This window comes from Bacteroidota bacterium, from assembly GCA_016721765.1.
GTDB lineage: Bacteria > Bacteroidota > Bacteroidia > UBA4408 > UBA4408 > UBA4408.
The window spans coordinates 991,774-1,009,921 of the sequence record JADKHO010000002.1 but is presented as its reverse complement, the minus strand read 5'-3'; the positions used below and the strand labels follow the sequence as shown (position 1 = coordinate 1,009,921).

Annotated in this window: 7 protein-coding genes; 2 read left to right on the top strand and 5 right to left on the bottom strand. The window is 38.0% G+C overall.

Annotation, left to right across the window (positions count from 1 at the left end; genetic code table 11):
* Positions 1-62: 62 nt before the first annotated feature.
* The 4 genes from IPP32_12490 to IPP32_12475 form a co-directional block, all read right to left on the bottom strand.
* The gene (locus IPP32_12490) at positions 63-4,556 is read right to left on the bottom strand and encodes a T9SS type A sorting domain-containing protein (GenBank protein ID MBL0048901.1); all 4,494 of its coding nucleotides are present in this window, start codon (positions 4,554-4,556) and stop codon (positions 63-65) included.
* 42 nt (positions 4,557-4,598) lie between these two features.
* On the bottom strand, positions 4,599-8,189 hold the full coding sequence (locus tag IPP32_12485) for a T9SS type A sorting domain-containing protein (protein ID MBL0048900.1): 3,591 nt from the start codon (positions 8,187-8,189) through the stop codon (positions 4,599-4,601).
* Between the two features lie 61 nt (positions 8,190-8,250).
* Positions 8,251-10,893, bottom strand: a complete 2,643-nt coding sequence (locus IPP32_12480) for a T9SS type A sorting domain-containing protein (protein ID MBL0048899.1) — start codon at positions 10,891-10,893, stop codon at positions 8,251-8,253.
* A gap of 164 nt (positions 10,894-11,057) precedes the next feature.
* The gene (locus IPP32_12475; GenBank protein ID MBL0048898.1) at positions 11,058-13,718 is read right to left on the bottom strand and encodes a T9SS type A sorting domain-containing protein; all 2,661 of its coding nucleotides are present in this window, start codon (positions 13,716-13,718) and stop codon (positions 11,058-11,060) included.
* A 238-nt stretch (positions 13,719-13,956) separates the two neighbouring features.
* Here IPP32_12475 and dnaB point away from each other — a divergent pair, with 238 nt between their 5' ends.
* A complete protein-coding gene (gene dnaB, locus IPP32_12470; protein ID MBL0048897.1) occupies positions 13,957-15,495 on the top strand; it encodes a replicative DNA helicase in 1,539 nt (512 codons plus the stop codon).
* Between the two features lie 44 nt (positions 15,496-15,539).
* Positions 15,540-16,805, top strand: a complete 1,266-nt coding sequence (locus IPP32_12465) for an asparagine synthetase B (protein MBL0048896.1) — start codon at positions 15,540-15,542, stop codon at positions 16,803-16,805.
* Between the two features lie 17 nt (positions 16,806-16,822).
* Here the strand turns inward: IPP32_12465 and IPP32_12460 are convergent, their stop codons facing one another.
* Complete coding sequence (locus IPP32_12460) at positions 16,823-18,118, bottom strand: glycosyltransferase (GenBank protein ID MBL0048895.1); 1,296 nt, start codon at positions 18,116-18,118, stop codon at positions 16,823-16,825.
* Positions 18,119-18,148: the final 30 nt, after the last annotated feature.

Below are 18,148 nucleotides of genomic sequence, written 5' to 3'. Positions count from 1 at the left end.
TGGTTTGCGTTTAGTGGATTTAATTTTTACTGATGGTATTGCCTAAATAGTAGCTTAATTAATTATTCAACAACTAATTTTTTTCTGAATGTAAAATCTTTTCCCTTGCATAATAGGGTATAAACTCCTGGTGCAAGCGAGCTAATATTTAAATGTATGGATGTATTTTTTAATACATCGGAGCTGGGTTTTAATGCCAATTTTCCTAAACAATCGTAAACGGTAAGTTCAACTATGCTTCTTTCACATTTTAGTATTACTTCACCTCTAGCTGGGTTAGGCATTAAAATTATTTGTTGATTCACACTAGGTTCATGTATTCCGATTGCAATTCGGTTTTTAATATTGCTTCGAGTGTTATTAATACCCGTTGAAGTGCGTTGAGATGGAACGCAATTAAACCCATAATTTGTTTCCACTTTATAACTTGCATTCGGATATTGCGCATAGTCAGGAATCGAAATTTGGGTTACATTTCCGGTAGTGTTTGCAATTGGTAATCCCCAATTACCGGTCGAGCCGGTATCTCGGTATAGGAAATAATTGGTAACCGGTGTAAATTGATTTTCAATTTCATATTTGTTCCAATCAAAATTTCCATTTTGTTGATCCTGCAGGAGTATTGTATGGTGATAGGAACTTTTTGCACTTTCGTTTCCGCAAATATCAAGAACAGAAATTTTATAACGTTCTGAATTTTGATTTGGATTAGAGTTTGCTAAGTTGGTATCAATATATTGACTTAACTCAGGGTAACCCACTGAGGCAACATAGGCATACAAATTGGTAGAATATTCTCTGTAAATTCTGAAACTATCTATTAAATTACTTGGACTTTTTTCCCATGTAATTACATTGTATTTTGATAAGCTATCAACTGAAACAATGCACATATCAATAGGGCTGGGAATTGGATTAATAATTGTTTCAGGACTTGTTACAGCACAAATCCCGGCATTGGTAACCGTTACGGAATAGTGAAGTGCACTATCTGGCAAAACAACTGTATACAAAGAATAGGTTGCATTCGAAATAGCAATCCCATCTAATCGCCATTGATAACTGTATCCATTTCCGGTATTGACGTGTAATTGAAGCACGTTCCCCCCACAAGTATAAGGAATTCCAGTATACGAAATGCTTGCACTTGGATAAGGATAAACAATTACAGCAATCACATTACTAATTGAATCGCACCCATTTAAATTTGTTACACGCACTTGATAATTTCCGGTATTGCTTGCTTGATAGCTTATTGCGGTTTCATTAGGGATGTCATTGCCGTTAAACAACCATTGTCGACTTACCCCTGCCGCATTATTGGCTGTAAGTGTTACAAAACTACCTTGACATATAGAAGTGCTCGATGCAGGATTAATGTGCGCAGATGGTTTAGTGTAAACAATAACATTTACGGGCAAGCTAAGAGTAGCACACTGAAACGAATTAGTAACTTCTACTTGATAATTTCCCGCTTGGCTGGCTGCAAGTGATCCGGAGGTTTCTCCCACCAAGGGCAACATATTTAAACTCCATTGGTAAGAATAACCGCTACCTGTGTTTGCCTGAAGGCTGATTGAGGATCCTGCACAAACTGCCTGTGTGCCATTGGGCGAAATACTTGCAGTTGGTGCAGCATTCACAACTACATTAATGCTATTGCTCGTTGAATCGCAGCCTGATGCGCTAGTGCATAAGCATCGGTAATACCCGCCAATGCTGGTAACATAATTAATACCGTTTGCACCTGCAATAGAATTCCAGGTCAATCCATTGGTCGAAAATTCCCATTGGCGCAAAGCAATTATTGGACTAAGTGGTGTTTTTAAAGTAACACTTTCGTTGGAGCAAATAATGGTGTCGTTGTCGGCAGTTACATGAGCCGGTGGTTTAGGGTAAACTGTTAAAAATAGGGGATTACTCTTAGCAGTACAGGAATTTGTGTTGGTAATTTCAACTTCGTAATACCCGTTTAAAGTGGCAAAATAAGAACTCGAATTGGCGCCCGTAATTGCTGTGCCGTTGTATTTCCATTGATAATTGGAAACATTGTTTGCATTGGCTTGAAGCAGCGTACCATTGCCAGCACAAAAATTGGTTGAGGAAACAGCATTGATAAATACATTCGGTAAAGCAAAAATATTATTCATTTCTTTTTGAATCGTCACAATTGGTGTGGTGTAGCTTGGAACGATTTTTAAAAAATTGCCAAAAAATGTGGCAGGTATAGTAGAAGGGATGTAACCGTGTATAACACCACTACCTGTTGAGTCGGTACCTAAAGTTATTATTGAAGAAGTTGATTTATTTAACAAAAGCAAGGCAGAATAACTGGCTCCAGCTGGCACAAAATCATAGGTTTCATAAGGTATATCAATGCTATCGCCTTGACAAAAGCCCTGATAGGGAAAATTATCTAATTCAACAGATGCATTAAATAATTTTGCAACAAAAATATCATTCACAGCATTGGTGGTGTTGTAAGCCAGATCATTACTCAATGTATTACCCCCTAAGTAAAAATCCTCATTATTATCCGACAAGCAAATTGCAGTGCATTTTTCGTGCTGTCTTCCACCGTAATAAGACGACCAGATTATGGTTCCATTGGGATCAAATTTTCCAATAACAGCATCTCTAGTTACATTGTATCCTCCTACTGTCCAAAATCCATAGGAATCGCCGGTTCCATTTATTAAGGGTTGAAACGCATGCACCATGCCGCTGGTTAGCACGCCTCCACTTGTTGAGATGATGGCATTTCCGCCATTATCTACCACTACATTTGGGGATTCTTCATACCATTCATCCGTTCCAAAATAGCTTCCCCACAATTTTGTTCCTTGGTTGTCAAATTTCATAATAAAGGCATCCATCATATCGCCCAGTACTGTTTGATAAGCATTAGATGTGGCAATTAAGGATGATTGATCAGTCATACCAACTGTAAATACATTATCCTGTGAGTCACATGCAATTTTTACCTCCGAACCTCCCGTATACCGGCCCCACTGCTGTGCAAAATTTGAATCTAGTTTTAGAATGTAACCACCGTTCGAAAAATCCTGTTGAATTCCTGAACTTGAAATACCACTTGAACTGTTAGAATGCCCACCAAGATAAAAGTTGGAGTTGTTTTTATATTTCGCTATCGAAGTTACATCATCGTCACCTGAACCTCCTAAATAGGTAAAATTAATTGGCCCAACAGCAAAGTCTAAATCATACATCGCAACAAATGCATCGTTAAATCCGAATGGCGAATTCACGGCCGACATACCGGTTGTGCTGCTCGTAGTTCCTGCAACCATTACTCTAAATTGACTTAATGGAACCACATCATTAATACTGGTTGAATTATCACCGCCTAATAAAAAACCAAATTCCTTAGCCCCTTGTTTATAGCCTTGGCTGTGATACGAATCTAAAAATGTGTACATAAAACCATATAAAGAAACTGCACCACTTCCCTCAGTATTACCAACAACAACTAGCACAGTACCGGTATTATCTTCACTTAAGCAGGCCGAAATAGCTTCATCGTTACCTCCCCAACCTATATAGGTTGAATATTCTAATGCACCTGAACTCGTTATTTTTGAATAAAAACCGTCCCTTTGGCCTTGGGCGCTAAGCTGATAAGGATCGTAATTAAAGTTTGGATTATAGGCAAGTCCACTGGTGCTGTAAGTGCTGCCAATAATGTATAAACCGCTGTTTCGTGCGGGTAGAATTTTATTTATTTTATCGGTTGAATTTCCTCCAAAGTAACCAGCCCATTGCAAAGTAGGATCAATGATTAGCTCTTCATTTGTGTTATAATTTTCTAAATCAAATTGTAAAATATTGTCAACTAATTTAAACTTTGAGTTTACTATAATATGCTCTTTTCCTGTCCAGCAGTAGGGCATACCTTCGGCCAATTCGCCCAATCGTGTTTTCACAACCACTTCACCGGTCGCAGCAAGGTCAATAGTTTGAGCAGTAGGATAACTTATTTTTATTTTTTGGGGATCAGCACCCGGATGCACCACAAAATCGTATTTCATTTCATTCCCTTTTGAGTAAACTACCCAATCAATGCCGGGATAAATATTTTTATAGGTTAATTTTGAATAGCCATGCACATCAGTAATGCCCTGTTTAGGACAATGTGCTAAATAATAATTTTCATAGTATTCACTTTTGTTTTCAGCTATTATTTGTGGATTAGGATTTGCTCCCTTTAATTCCATATCCAAGCGGTAAAACTCTGTTTTTGATTTAGGTTGTTCGTTCTTCTTAATGGCAACCACCTGAGCAATTTCTTCCTTATTTTTTTTAAATTGATAGTGAATGCCATTGGCTGATAAAAACAGTTTTACACCTTTCGATTGCGCTGTGTACTTAATATCCTGCACAACTTCACCTTCAAGGTTAGCCACTTGCCCTTTGTTTTCCATAAACAAAAATGGTTTTTGAGTAAGGCTGTTTGATGCAATTTCCATACTTAAATCAGTAGATGCTATAAGCGGTCGAGCAAATAGCATTAACAGGGGTAGTAATTTATATTTCATAATTTTTTTAATCAGCATAATTTAGTTTATTGATTACGAGAATTAGTTCACAAGAAGCTTTTTTCTCATTTCAAAATTTTTCCCTTTACAGACAACATAATATAAACCAGATTTAAGCGTGGTTATGCTAAGATTTACTTCTTTTGAATAGTCACTTTCCATGTTTTTTTGAAGCACAATTCTTCCAAGGTTATCCATCAATAAAATACTTTCTAAAGCCAAACTACTTTTTATTTTAACCAAGTCTTTCGCAGGATTTGGCAGCAGTATAATTTGGTTTTCAAAAACGCTATTTTCTGGAATTGAGTTCGGCGCTATTTTATTTTTTATATTGCTTCTTGTATTGTTTATTCCAGTGGCAACGCGAGCAGTAGGCGTACAACCGTAACTTCCTAAATCACTTAATACCCGGTACAAAGAATATTGATGTGTAAAGTAATTTGGTGCTACCATTGAATTTTGAGTTCCTGGAGTATTGTTAATTGGAATCCAAGAAGAGCTAGTACTATCATATCGTTGCAAAATATATTGATTTACTAATGAACTTGTTTGATTTTCTACCTCATAAAAATTCCAATTAAAATTACCATTTTGCTGATCCTGAAGTAAAATAGTATTATGCCATTTACTCAAAGCACTTACTTGACCGCAATTGTCAACGATTGCCATCCTGTAACGTCTAGAGTTTAGTATCGGATCAACAGATGCTGCTGTGTCGGTATATTGGCTCAATTGGTTATAATCGACTGATGCTACATATGAATATACATTAGTTAAATCTTCTCTATAAATTCTAAAACTATCAATAAATGTAGTAACCGGTTTTTCCCAAACTATAACATTGTGCTTGGATAAGGAATCAACTGTTGCTAAACAAATAGGCACAGGAGCTGCAACTGTATTACCTACTATGGCACTACCTGCAGCGGAGCAATTTTTTGAATCATTAATCGTGATGGAATAAGTATTGGGTAGTAATCCTGTTATTAAACTGGTACTTGCACCAGTTGACCAGGTGTAAGTATAAGGTGGTGTGCCGGATGTGACAATTGCACTAGCCGCACCATTGCTTTTGCATGAATCAGGGTATGCTGTAACTGTGAGATTGGGCAGAGGGTTAATTGTTAACATAACAGTATCTGATGACGCGAATAAGGTACAATTACTTCCTAAAAGACAAGTATATTTTTTACCCGTCATTCCCATAGTTGCGCCTGTTATGGTTAAGGTAGCAGTTGTAACTCCACTATACCCCCCCGAGTTACTTAGGTTCACGCCATTAGCTCTCCATTGGTATTGTGCTGAATTATTTGCGCTTACATTAAAGGAGGTAGTTCCGCCTAAACAAACTGATTTATTTGTTGGTTGGGTATTAATGACTATTGCGTTTGGGCTATTGCTGCAAACAAAATTAATAGCATTTGTAGAAGTGCAATTCCCTAATTGGCCGTTAACGTTTAATCCCGATGCACAAAAAAGATTTCGATCTGCTTTTAAAATTAGGCTATGCCTGTAGCCGGGAGATGAAGCTATACAGTTTTGAATGGATGTAATTCTTTTTACATTTTTCACATTTACCGTTGTTCCCGTCCCTAATTGACCATACGGATTAAATCCCCAACCCCATAGTGTTCCGTTTGCTTGTGATGCGAGCACGTTTAAATACCCACTGCTAATATTTAACCAATTATTTGCTGTTCCGATTTGAACTAAATTAGCTTGTAAATTAGGCACTGTACTATCCCCTAATTGCCCAACATTGTTTGATCCGCAGGCCCAAATGGTTCCTTCAGATTTTAATGCAAGTGTGAAACCGCTTCCGGCTGCAATGTTTACCCAACTGTTAGCTGAACCAATCTGAATAGGATAAAGCGATGTAACACCAGTCATTCCATTACCCAATTGACCTTGACCTCCGCTTCCCCAGGCCCATATTGTACCGTTTGATTTTAAGCCCAGCGAATGAAATTCTCCCGCTTTTATGGACACCCAGTTACTATCAGTTCCAATCTTTACTGGTATTAATCTGTCTGTTTGAGAATTATCACCCAATTGCCCATAATTATTCGCACCCCAAGCCCATAAAGTTCCATCTGATTTTAATGCAAGAGAATGATTTTCACCTGCTGAAATGCTCACCCAATTATGTTCAATTCCAACCTGCTTTGGGCTAAGCGTATCTGTGTTAGTCCCATTGCCAAGCTGGCCATTACTATTTAATCCCCATGCCCAAAGTGTTCCATCTGACATTATTCCCAAAGTATGATATCCACCTGAGGCAACACTTACCCATTTATTAGAAATTCCAATTTGAAGTGGACTTATTCGGTTAACAGTTGTTCCAATTCCTAATTGCCCATAATTATTTTGCCCCCACGACCACAAAGTACCATTTGTTCGAAGGCCAAAGCTTTGATCTCCATAAGCGGCAGTCATCAACCATTTATTCTGAGTGGTAATTGATAAGGGTGTTTTTTCAATTGTGAAAGAAGTATTATTTCCAATTTGTCCTGAGAAATTATAACCCCAAGCCCACAATGTTCCATCTGATTTTGAAGCAAGTGTGTGATACCCGCCTGCATTTATACTTACCCACTTGTTATCCGTCCCAATTTGTGTGGGAATATTTCTGCTAATCTGATTGCCTAAGCCAAGTTGCCCTAATCCGTTATCTCCCCATCCCCAAAGGGTACCGTTAGATTTTAAAGCAATCGAATGTCCTGAATAATCACCATTAGCCTGAATACATATCCAATTATTATCATTGCCAATTTTTATTGGCGATATTGGGCTTGCTGAAGAGCCATTTCCCAATTGTCCATCCCCATTATTGCCCCATGCCCATAGGCTACCATCTGATTTTAATCCAAGTGTATGGCTATAACTTGCTGACACACTCACCCAATTACTATCAGATGTAATTTCTACTGGAGTGTTTTGTCCAAAAGAAAAATAACCAAGATTTCCATTTACACCCAATCCCCAACTCCATAATCTTCCGTTGGTTTTTAAGGCAAACGAACTTGAAGTGCTTGCTTCTATAAGAATCCAATTATTATCCAGTCCTATACGTTGTGGAAGATTTTCATTCACATTACTTCCATTGCCTAATTGACCCGAAGTATTGTCTCCCCATGCCCATAAGCTGCCATCAGCTTTCAAGGCGAGGCTATGCTTTCCACCAGCAGAAACACAAATCCAGGAATTATCACTTCCAATTTGTTGAGGAACAATTTTGTTTAAGAACGAGCCATCTCCCAGTTGCCCGGAAGAATTTAAGCCCCAAGCCCAAAGACTGCCGTCTGCTTTAATACCCAAACTGTGATAGTCACCAGCTGCTATTGTTACCCAGCTGCTATCCGTTCCAATTTGTTTAGGTGAATCAGTCGAATCGGTTGTTCCATCACCTAATTGTCCATATGCATTGCTGCCCCATGACCACAATTTTCCGTTTCTTATTTCTAAGGTGAATTTTAACCCTGCTGACATACGTTGAAAATTTCCACGATGTGGGGTATTATTCAGATAGCTTCTTCTGCTTACTTGCGCATTGGCAAACATCATAACGAAGAGAAGTACACTAATAAAAATGAATTTTAACTTTCCGAAAATATTAGATGAAGAATTTTTCATGTTAAAAAGTTTTAAGTTCTTGATATTTTCCCTAATAAATTAATTTCATTACTTTTTCTTTTCATTCCACCACCAATTTCTTCCTTACCTCAAAACCTTTTCCTTTACAAATAATGGTGTAGAGTCCGGCTTGTAAATCACTGATGTTTAATTGGCTGCTACCTGCTTTAGCATTGTCAACTTTGAGCTCATATACAAAACGTCCTAAATAATCCAACACTTTAATGCTTTGCACTTCGATGGCGTAATTCACAAAAACTTGATCCTTTGCAGGATTAGGCTGAAGTGAAATCTTAGCATCAAACGACGAAACTTCGCGTATCCCAATTGCTTTATTTTTAATATTACTTCGTGTATTATTTATTCCGGCAGCAGTCCGCATGGTAGGTGTACACGTCAATGGCCCTAAATCTCCATCAAGCCGATAGCGCGCATTCGGAAATAGTGAATAATCAGAAGCAACAATAGCTCCATTGCTTCCGGCGGTGGATTGTATCATGTGCCACACTCCGCTGGAGTTATCATCCCGCATCAACTTATTTTGAATTACCGGAAAACCGTTTGTTTGCCCTTCAATTTGGTATGGATTCCAAGTAAAATTACTATCGTTATTTTGAAGTAAAATAGTATTGTGATACGCGCTCATAGGACTTAAAGAACCATCTGTACGTTTCTCTTGAAGTTTATAGCGGCGGTTCACAAAATTAGGATTGGCTGTATTATCAGTATCGGTGTATTGGCTCAACTCGTTAAATCCTATAGATGCAAGATATTTGTAAAATCCTGTTACATCTTCTCTGTAAACTCTAAAACTATCGATATTCGTTACAGGTGCTTTTTCCCACACGATTACATTGTGTTGAGAAATATCGTCTACTGTTACAATACAAATTTGGGTTGACAATTCGAGCGTGTTTTTCCAAACCCCATAGTCGGTTCCTGCATAAATGGAAGCTGGACCTGTTGCCAATGAATTTACGAAAGTTCCCGGTGGAAATCCTGCGCTGTAGCCAGTCCAACTGGTTCCTCCATTACTGGTGCGGAATACCCCGTCATTGGTTCCTGCAAAAATATTAGAACTTACACTGGTAAGGGAGTAAACCAAATTAATACTCGGGAAACCTGTATTTATGGGCGCCCAGGACACTCCATTATTTGTGCTCAATAAAGCTCCACCATATGATAAAGCTGCATAAACATTTGTTCCATTAATTACTATATCCGTTACCGGTATAAAACTTTGATACACCTGTGTCCATGTTCCTGCACTGTTGGTTGATTTGTAAATGCCATCATCCATAGCTACATAAATACTGCTCCCTGATATGGCAATGTCATATGTGGCTAAAGATGATAAACCGGTACTCGATTGCGTCCAACTGGATCCGCCATTATTAGTAAGGTAAACTCCATCATTGGTTCCGGCATATAAATAAGTGGCATCATTGGCCAAACAATAAACACCGGCGCCGCCCAATCCATTTTCGACAGGGGTCCAACTTACCCCATTGTTTAACGATTTGTAAACGCCGATATCATAACCTGCAAAAATAGCAGAGCCTATCGCCTCAATGGTGTGAACATTATATACAGGTAAGCCCACAGTACTATTGGTCCATGTAACACCATCGTCAGTTGATTTAAATATCCCAACCCCTTCAATACCGGCAAATAATGTACTCCCAACCATTGCTATAGCGTTTATGGTTGTATTAAATAAATTGGAATTAGATTCTGACCAACTTGTTGCATTGTTGGTTGATTTGAATATGCCACAACCTTCGCTGCCGGCCAAAATAGTACTGCCCGAAATGGTCAATGCATAAATGCCACATATCTGAGAAGAAATTAATCCTGTGGTACTTACCGTCCAAGAAGTACCGTTGTTGCTCGATTTATAAATTCCATCTGAAACCGTCCCTACAATAATATCCGAACCACTCACCACAAAAGAGCGCACATAAGAACCCATGCCAAAACCATTATTGGAACTCGTAAAAGTTGTACCATTGTTGGTGGATTTTAATAAACCGCTCGTTCCAACTTCCGAGGCATACAAAGTGGTCCCATTTACACCTAAACATTTAATAAATGTATTCGCCATCGAAGCATCCGGAACCGCCGACCAAGTACTCCCATTATTTGAAGAAATTAAGATACCACCTCCATAAGTACCGGCAAATAAATTACTGCCCATCACAACCATTGAATAAACTGCTTTGTTAATTGGAAAGCCTGTATTTACTTGCGTCCAAGTTGCTCCATTATCACTTGTTTTATACACCCCACCTGTAAATAATCCCGCAAATAAATCAGTCCCCTTAGCTACCAGCGAATAAATCTCAGGAAAACTGGGCAATGAATTTCCAATCCCACCATTCGCATCCACCCAAGTGTTACCTTGATTTGTAGAGGAATACACACCTTCGCCGGTTCCTATAAAAATGGTAGTACCAATTGCTGCTATGGAATATACTGTAGTGTGATTATAATTTGCATTAAGACCGTTGTTTTTAACTGTCCAACTAGCACCCGAATTTGCCGAAACAAATACGCCATTGGGAGTGCCGGCATAAACGGTTCCGCTAACTGTAAGCAAGCAATTAATTTTTCCACCGGCAGGTCCATTTGTTTGTGTCCAATTAGCTTGCGCCGATAAAAAAAAGTTAGTAAGAACAAGAAGCACGAGTAAAGTTTTTTTCATTATTTATAGTTTAATTGTGAGAAACGAAATTAAATATTACGAATTGATTTTAAATTGGAAGAAATCAGAAGTATTAATTTTTTTATTTTGCTTTGACTTTAAGAAAACCATAAAATATTCTACCTCATTTTGATTAACAAATCACAAATTATTACCGTCATTTTTTATCCGACAATTAGTTTTTTACGTACATCAAAATTTTTGCTACTGCATAAAACAGTGTAGATTCCATCTTTTAAACCGCTTATGTCAATTGTTATTGATTTAACTGAAGATGAATCAATATTTTTTTGAATAATTAATCTCCCAAGGTTATCAAAAATGCAAATACTACTCACATTTATTGAAAAGTTTATAGTAATGTTGTCATTGGCAGGATTGGGTTGTAAACTTATTTTAGAATCTATTTCCGAACTCTCTTGAATTCCATTAACTCTGCTAATAATATTACTTTGAGAATAATTTATTAAAGGTGCTGCTGGCATAGTTGGTGCACAAGCCAGTGACCCCATATCTGCAATCAAACGGTAACGCGCATTGGGATATAAGGAATAAGCGGGTACCACCACCGTCCCATTATTTCCATTAGCGGGTTGTATACTTATTACAGTCCATACACCGCTTCCATTGTAATCGCACATAAGTTTGTATTGTATAATAGGATAATCCAATCTTTGACCTTCGACTTCATAAGAATTCCAATAAAATAAACTGTCGTTGTTTTGAAGAAATATGGAATTATGAAAAATACTCTTACCGCTCAGTGATCCATCACTTCGTTTTTCTTGAAGCTTGTAATGACTGTTCAAGAAATTGGGATTCGCCGCATTTTCAGTATCAGTGTATTGGCTTAAATCGTTAAACCCAACCGAGGCCAAGTAAGAATCAACACCCGTTATATCTTCCCTGAAAATTCTGAAGCTATCAATGTTGGTTACGAGCGCTTTTTCCCAAACTATCAAATTATGCTGTGAAGCATCATCCACAGTAACTATACATATTTCAGTACATAAATCTAAATTATTTTTCCAAACCCCGCTTTCAGTGCCAGCGAAAATAAAATTACTATCAGATGCCAGGGAAGTTACATTTGTACCAAGGTTAAAACCTGCGCTGAATGGGATCCATTTAGTATTTCCAATACTTGTTCTAAACATTCCATCATAGCATCCTACAAATACATTTGCATCTTTGCTTGAGAGTGACAATGGCACAAAATTGCTTGATAAGCCGGTATTTATGCTTGACCATGCCCCACCATTATTGGTGCTCAATAAAATGCCTCCTGCAGTTAGACCAGCATAAATATTGATTCCACTAATTGCAATCTGGGTTACTGCATTTGGTGTCCAACAAACTAAGGTCCAACTCGCGGCTTGATTAGTTGATTTGTAAATGCCAGCACCGGTTCCTATGTAAATATCATTACCGGAAATTGCTATTGTGTTTACTCTTGTAAAATTAGGTAACCCATTATTTGCAAAGTTCCAGTTGGCACCACCATTAGCAGATATGAAAAATCCGTTAGAAGTTCCTGTATACAAATTCGTTGAATCATTAGCAAAACAATAAAATTCGGAATTTGGGATTCCGAAACTGGCCGCTGTCCATATCCCACCTGTGTCAATAGTTTTGTAAATTCCAGCTAAATTTACACAGGCATAAATAACAGGACCAATTGCTTTTAATGCCTTGATATCTTCATTAATAATTCCACTGCTGGATCTAAACCAATTATTTCCATCGTCGCTCGATTTGAAAATTCCCATTTTTTTGGTCCCTGCCAATAAAACGGATCCAACTTTCACCAATGCCTGAACCTCAGTGTTGAATAGATTAATATTGGAAGCGATCCAATTAATTCCATTATTGCTTGATAAATAAACTCCTTTTCCATTTGTTCCAGCTAAAATATTACTTCCCGAAATAGCCAATGCTAAAATTCCATTATAATAACCGGAAATAGGCATAATAGTGGAAAATCCTATCCACGAATTTCCATTATTTGTTGACTTGTAAACGTTATTGTCAAGTGTACCAATATATATATCAGTTCCATTAACCAAAAAAGTATTCACCCTTGGAGTGTTAGTCCCTAGTCCACTAGAAGAAATTACAAAAGAGGCACCATTATTTCCCGATTTGAGCAACCCTATACTTGATTCGAGTGAAGCAAATAAGAAATTTCCAACTACAGCCATGCATATTATGTCAGAATTTGCTACCCCTGTATACGGAACAGGTAACCACTGACTGCCATTATTATTTGACCTCAATATTCCACCACCATAAGAACCGGCAAATAAATAACTTCCATTTGCAACAATTGATTTAACTGCATAGTTAGTTGGGATACCATTATTGGCAGCTGTCCAAGAAAATCCATTGTTGCTTGAACGGTATATTCCGTTTATGCTTAAGCCTGCGAATAAATCGGAGCCAACAACTGCCAAGGTATAAACTTGAGATGCATTAGGTAGGCTGCTGTTTGCTGCACCATTCATAGCTATCCAACTATTTCCCTGATTGCTCGATAAATAAACACCTTCACTAGTTCCAATAAAAATATTGGCAGCAATATTTACAATGGAATAAACAATAGTAGGATCATTATGTTTGTTGAGTCCTGTATTCAAGGAATTCCAACTTGCACCCGAATTGTTCGACCCAAAAACACCATTTGTAGTTCCGGCATATACTATACCATTTATAGTAATCAAACAATTTATAGTTCCTCCAACCGGCCCGTTTGTTTGCACCCAATTAGCATGAACCGATAAAAAACAGTTAACAAGGACAAAAAGTAAGAGTAGAACTTTTTTCATTATTTATAGGTTAAACTGTAAGAAACGAAACTAATTAATTTTGGTGGAAATGCCTAATCGAACTTATTAACGGTTTTGTGTTGTAATAGGTTGCATTCGTCCGCTAATCATTCAAAATTGCTCTTTTCCTTCATATAAATCAAGCTAACCTGCAATGCTCCACCATTCTAAGTTTTGTTAATAATTTTTAACCCTTGTCTATGCCACAAAATCGCATTGCATTTTTTACTTTTGAAAAATGGATTCAATACAAAATCAAGTAAAAGACGCACTGAATAAGCGGGTGCGAAAAAATATTCACTCTCCATCTGTTTTCGAACATGGTAAGCTTCCGCCTCAAGCTGTTGAGTTAGAAGAAGCTGTGTTAGGGGCGCTGATGCTCGAAAAGAATGCGCTCAATGCAGTTATTGATATTTTAAAGCCGGAAAGCTTTTACAAAGAATCGCATCAAAAAATATTTGCAGCCATTGTCAACCTCTTTCAAAAAACGGAACCGGTTGATATATTAACCGTTACAAACGAACTAAAAAAGGCGGGAGAATTAGACATCGTTGGAGGACCATACTTTATTACCCAACTCACCAATCGTATTGCATCAGCTGCCAATGTGGAGTACCACGCGCGTATCGTTTCGCAAAAACACATTCAGCGTGAATTAATTCGCATTTCTGCGGATACCATTAAAGATGCTTACGAGGATTCGACCGATGTATTTGATTTGCTCGATAAAGCCGAAAGTAATTTGTTTGCCATAGCCGAAAGCAATATCCGCAAGAATTACGACAGCATGAGTACCCTTATCGGACAAGCCATCAAGCAAATCGAAATTGCCCGAAATCAAAAAGATGGTATCAGTGGTGTACAAAGCGGATTCACTGAACTGGATAGAGTTACTTCCGGTTGGCAAAAGTCCGATTTAATTATTTTAGCTGCTCGTCCGGGTATGGGTAAAACCGCGTTCGTATTGAGTTTGGCAAGAAATACTGCTGTCGATTTTCAAAAACCGGTAGCTGTTTTTTCCTTAGAGATGTCTTCCATTCAGTTGGTAAATCGTTTGATAGCTGGTGAAACAGAACTAAGTGCAGAAAAATTAAAGAAAGGAAATTTGCAGGATCACGAGTGGCAACAACTGAATACGCAAATTACAAAACTTGCTGAGGCTCCTATATTTATTGATGATACTCCTGCCTTATCCATTTTCGAGTTACGTGCAAAGTGCCGTAGGTTAAAAGCCCAGCACGATGTGCAACTCATCATTATCGATTACTTGCAATTGATGACTGCCGGAGGTGAAGGAAAAGGAAATAGAGAACAAGAAATTTCAAATATTTCCCGCTCTTTAAAAAGTATTGCCAAAGAATTGGATGTACCAATTATTGCTCTTTCTCAACTAAGTCGTGCGGTTGAAACCCGCGGGGGTGATAAGCGTCCGCAACTTTCCGATTTACGTGAGTCCGGTGCTATCGAACAGGATGCGGATATGGTAATGTTTATTTACCGACCCGAATATTATGGAATTACTGAGGATAAAGACAATGGAAGTTCCTTAACCGGTGTGGCCGAGTTAATTATTGCGAAGCATAGAAACGGTGCTTTAAAAGATGTTCGCTTACGATTCATCAGCCAATTGGCAAAATTTGTGGATTTGGAAACAGGTAACTTTGATTCCTTATCACCTTTACCTCCTTCAGCAGATTTTGGTGATTCCGCGCCGTCCATCACTTTTTCCTCCAAAATGAATAGAGATGACGATGACACAGACGCCGCCCCCTTCTAATCTGTGTAAATCCGTGAAATCCGTGAGAAACATTAAAATTACCCATGAACTACAAAATGCGAATTAAAGTACTAATATTTCTCTTCTTTACTTCAATTTCCGCCCAAGCTTCTTACCTGTTACTCCCCATGGACAATAGCCAAAAGAACCATTTAAAGGCTTATGGAATTGCGTATTGGACTTTAAAAAATGATGTAGAAGTATTTTGGTTGCTCAATTATAGAGGAGGTAGTTTTGCCATTCGAAACGTTAAACAAATCGAAACCGAATGCACCATTCGCGGGGTAAGTTTTGAAATAATAGGAGATGGGCAGTATGCGAATATAGTGGAAGAAATTGCCAATCCGGAAGTGAACATGGACGTCGTGAAATTAGAGAAAGCACCAAAAGTGGCAGTGTATTCTCCTAAAACTAAAATGCCGTGGGACGATGCTGTAACACTGGTACTCACGTATGCCGAAATTCCCTACGATGTAATTTACGATGAAGAAATTATTGCGGGTAAATTGCCGCTCTACGATTGGTTGCATTTGCATCACGAAGATTTTACCGGGCAATATGGAAAGTTTTATGCGAGCTATCGAATGGCTCCTTGGTACCAAGAAGATGTCCGTGCTTCTGAAGCTTTAGCTGCTAAGTTGGGATTTAAAAAAGTATCGCAAGAAAAATTAGCGGTAGCTCAAAAAATTAGAGACTTTACTGCCGGAGGCGGGTTTTTATTTGCCATGTGCTCAGCAACCGATTCATACGATATTGCTTTAAGCGCCGAAGGCATCGACATTTGTGAAAATATGTTTGATGGAGACGGCACTACTCCAAGCTATACTTCAAAACTGGATTATTCGAAAAGTTTTGCTTTTAAGGATTTCACTTTAAGCACCAATCCATTAGAATATGAATTCTCGAATATTGATATTCCACAGCCTCGCAAAATTCCCGAGAATCAGGATTATTTTGCCCTATTCGAATTCTCTGCTAAATGGGATCCCGTGCCAACCATGCTTTGCCAAGACCACGAAAAAATTATTAAAGGATACATGGGTCAAACCACTGCTTTTAATAAAAACATAATCAAGTCGAATGTGCTGGTAATGGGCGATAATAAATCACTAAACGAAGCGCGTTACATTCATGGTGAATTTGGAAAAGGAACTTGGACTTTTTACGGTGGGCATGATCCCGAAGATTATCAGCATTTTGTGGGCGATCCTCCAACCGATTTAAACCTGCATCCCAATTCTCCGGGATACCGATTAATCCTGAATAATATTTTATTTCCAGCTGCGAAAAAGAAAAAGCAAAAAACCTGAGAAATGCTTGTTGCGCTTTAGTTGATTATAATCTCTGCAATTTCTTTTGCCTGTATTTGTCGGGAATATTTTTTATAAGAATCTGATTTTTCGCGAAGCAAAATTCCATTTTTCCAATTCTTGAAAGAATGCTCTAGAGCAGCATGTATTTCACTTTCGGCATCGTACTGAAAACTTTTTCCGGCCACGCAATCGCTTATAATTTGTGCAGCTTCACCGTGAACAGGGCCCAAACAAATTATAGGTTTTTGAGAGGCTAAATACTCAAATAATTTTCCGGTTAAAATTCCTTCATTGTCTTTCACATCCGGAATGGCCAGTAATAGCAGGGTAGAGGAGAGCAGGTACTTTACCGATTCGGCATGCGCCACATGCGGAATAATTTCGGAGTTAAATTTTAAAATGCGCTCCAGTAAATTTTTTATTTCGCCCGAAACACTGCCCACAAAGCGTAATTTAAATTTAGTGTCACGGTTTTTTTCAATCAAAATTTTGAAAGCTTTTAAAAAGGATTCAATTTTATAATCGCCTGTGATAGTTCCGGTGTAGGTAATGATAAATTCATTATTGGATTCCGGCGCACTCACTTTAAAATCGTTTTCATCAAAACCATTCGGCATTACATGAATTTTTTCGGACGCAATTTTATCCGATTTAGCAGCAAACATTTTTTTTATCGAATTGCTTACTACAATTACTTTATCCGCATTTTCAAGCACTTCCCGTTCATAACGCAAATCCTTTTTCTTTGAGCGTTTGGTGTGTAATAATTTATCGTAGTAGTAAATATCTGTCCAAGGGTCACGTATATCCGCAATCCATTTTAGTTGGTATTTTTTCTTTAGTTGCAGGCCAATTAATTGGGATGATTGTGGCGGGCTGGTAACCAAAATAGTGTCGATATTTTCTTTTTCAATTAATTCGCAGCATTTTTCAAAAGCATATTTATTCCATCCTTTTCGCGCGTCAGGGATAAAAAAGTTACCTCTGATAAAACGCACCGTACGTTTAAATAGCGTTAGCTTTCCTTCATTTGCAAAGCCGGCAAAGGGTATTTGCTTCTTGCGCGATAAAATGCGGTAAATTTCAAAAGGTTCAAAAGTATCGGTGGAATGCACTTTTACTTCCTTGGGAATCTCATACAGCAGTGAATTGTCAATTACCGGATAGGCTGCTTTTTGAGCATCAACAGTAACAACAATTGGTAAAATTCCACTGTTGAGCAAATAGCGCGAATATTTCAACCAACGCTGCACACCTGCACCACCGCTGGGTGGCCAATAATAAGTAATGATTAATATTTTTTTGTTCATGTGTTTCGTTCAATCCATTGAAATCCAAAC

Bases quoted from the DNA above. Each gene is read 5' to 3' on its own strand.
- IPP32_12465 (MBL0048896.1), top strand. From the start codon at position 15,540: ATGAACTACAAAATGCGAATTAAAGTACTAATATTTCTCTTCTTTACT.
- IPP32_12490 (MBL0048901.1), bottom strand. From the start codon at position 4,556: ATGAAATATAAATTACTACCCCTGTTAATGCTATTTGCTCGACCGCTT.
- IPP32_12480 (MBL0048899.1), bottom strand. From the start codon at position 10,893: ATGAAAAAAACTTTACTCGTGCTTCTTGTTCTTACTAACTTTTTTTTA.
- IPP32_12485 (MBL0048900.1), bottom strand. From the start codon at position 8,189: ATGAAAAATTCTTCATCTAATATTTTCGGAAAGTTAAAATTCATTTTT.
- IPP32_12460 (MBL0048895.1), bottom strand. From the start codon at position 18,118: ATGAACAAAAAAATATTAATCATTACTTATTATTGGCCACCCAGCGGT.
- dnaB (MBL0048897.1), top strand. From the start codon at position 13,957: ATGGATTCAATACAAAATCAAGTAAAAGACGCACTGAATAAGCGGGTG.
- IPP32_12475 (MBL0048898.1), bottom strand. From the start codon at position 13,718: ATGAAAAAAGTTCTACTCTTACTTTTTGTCCTTGTTAACTGTTTTTTA.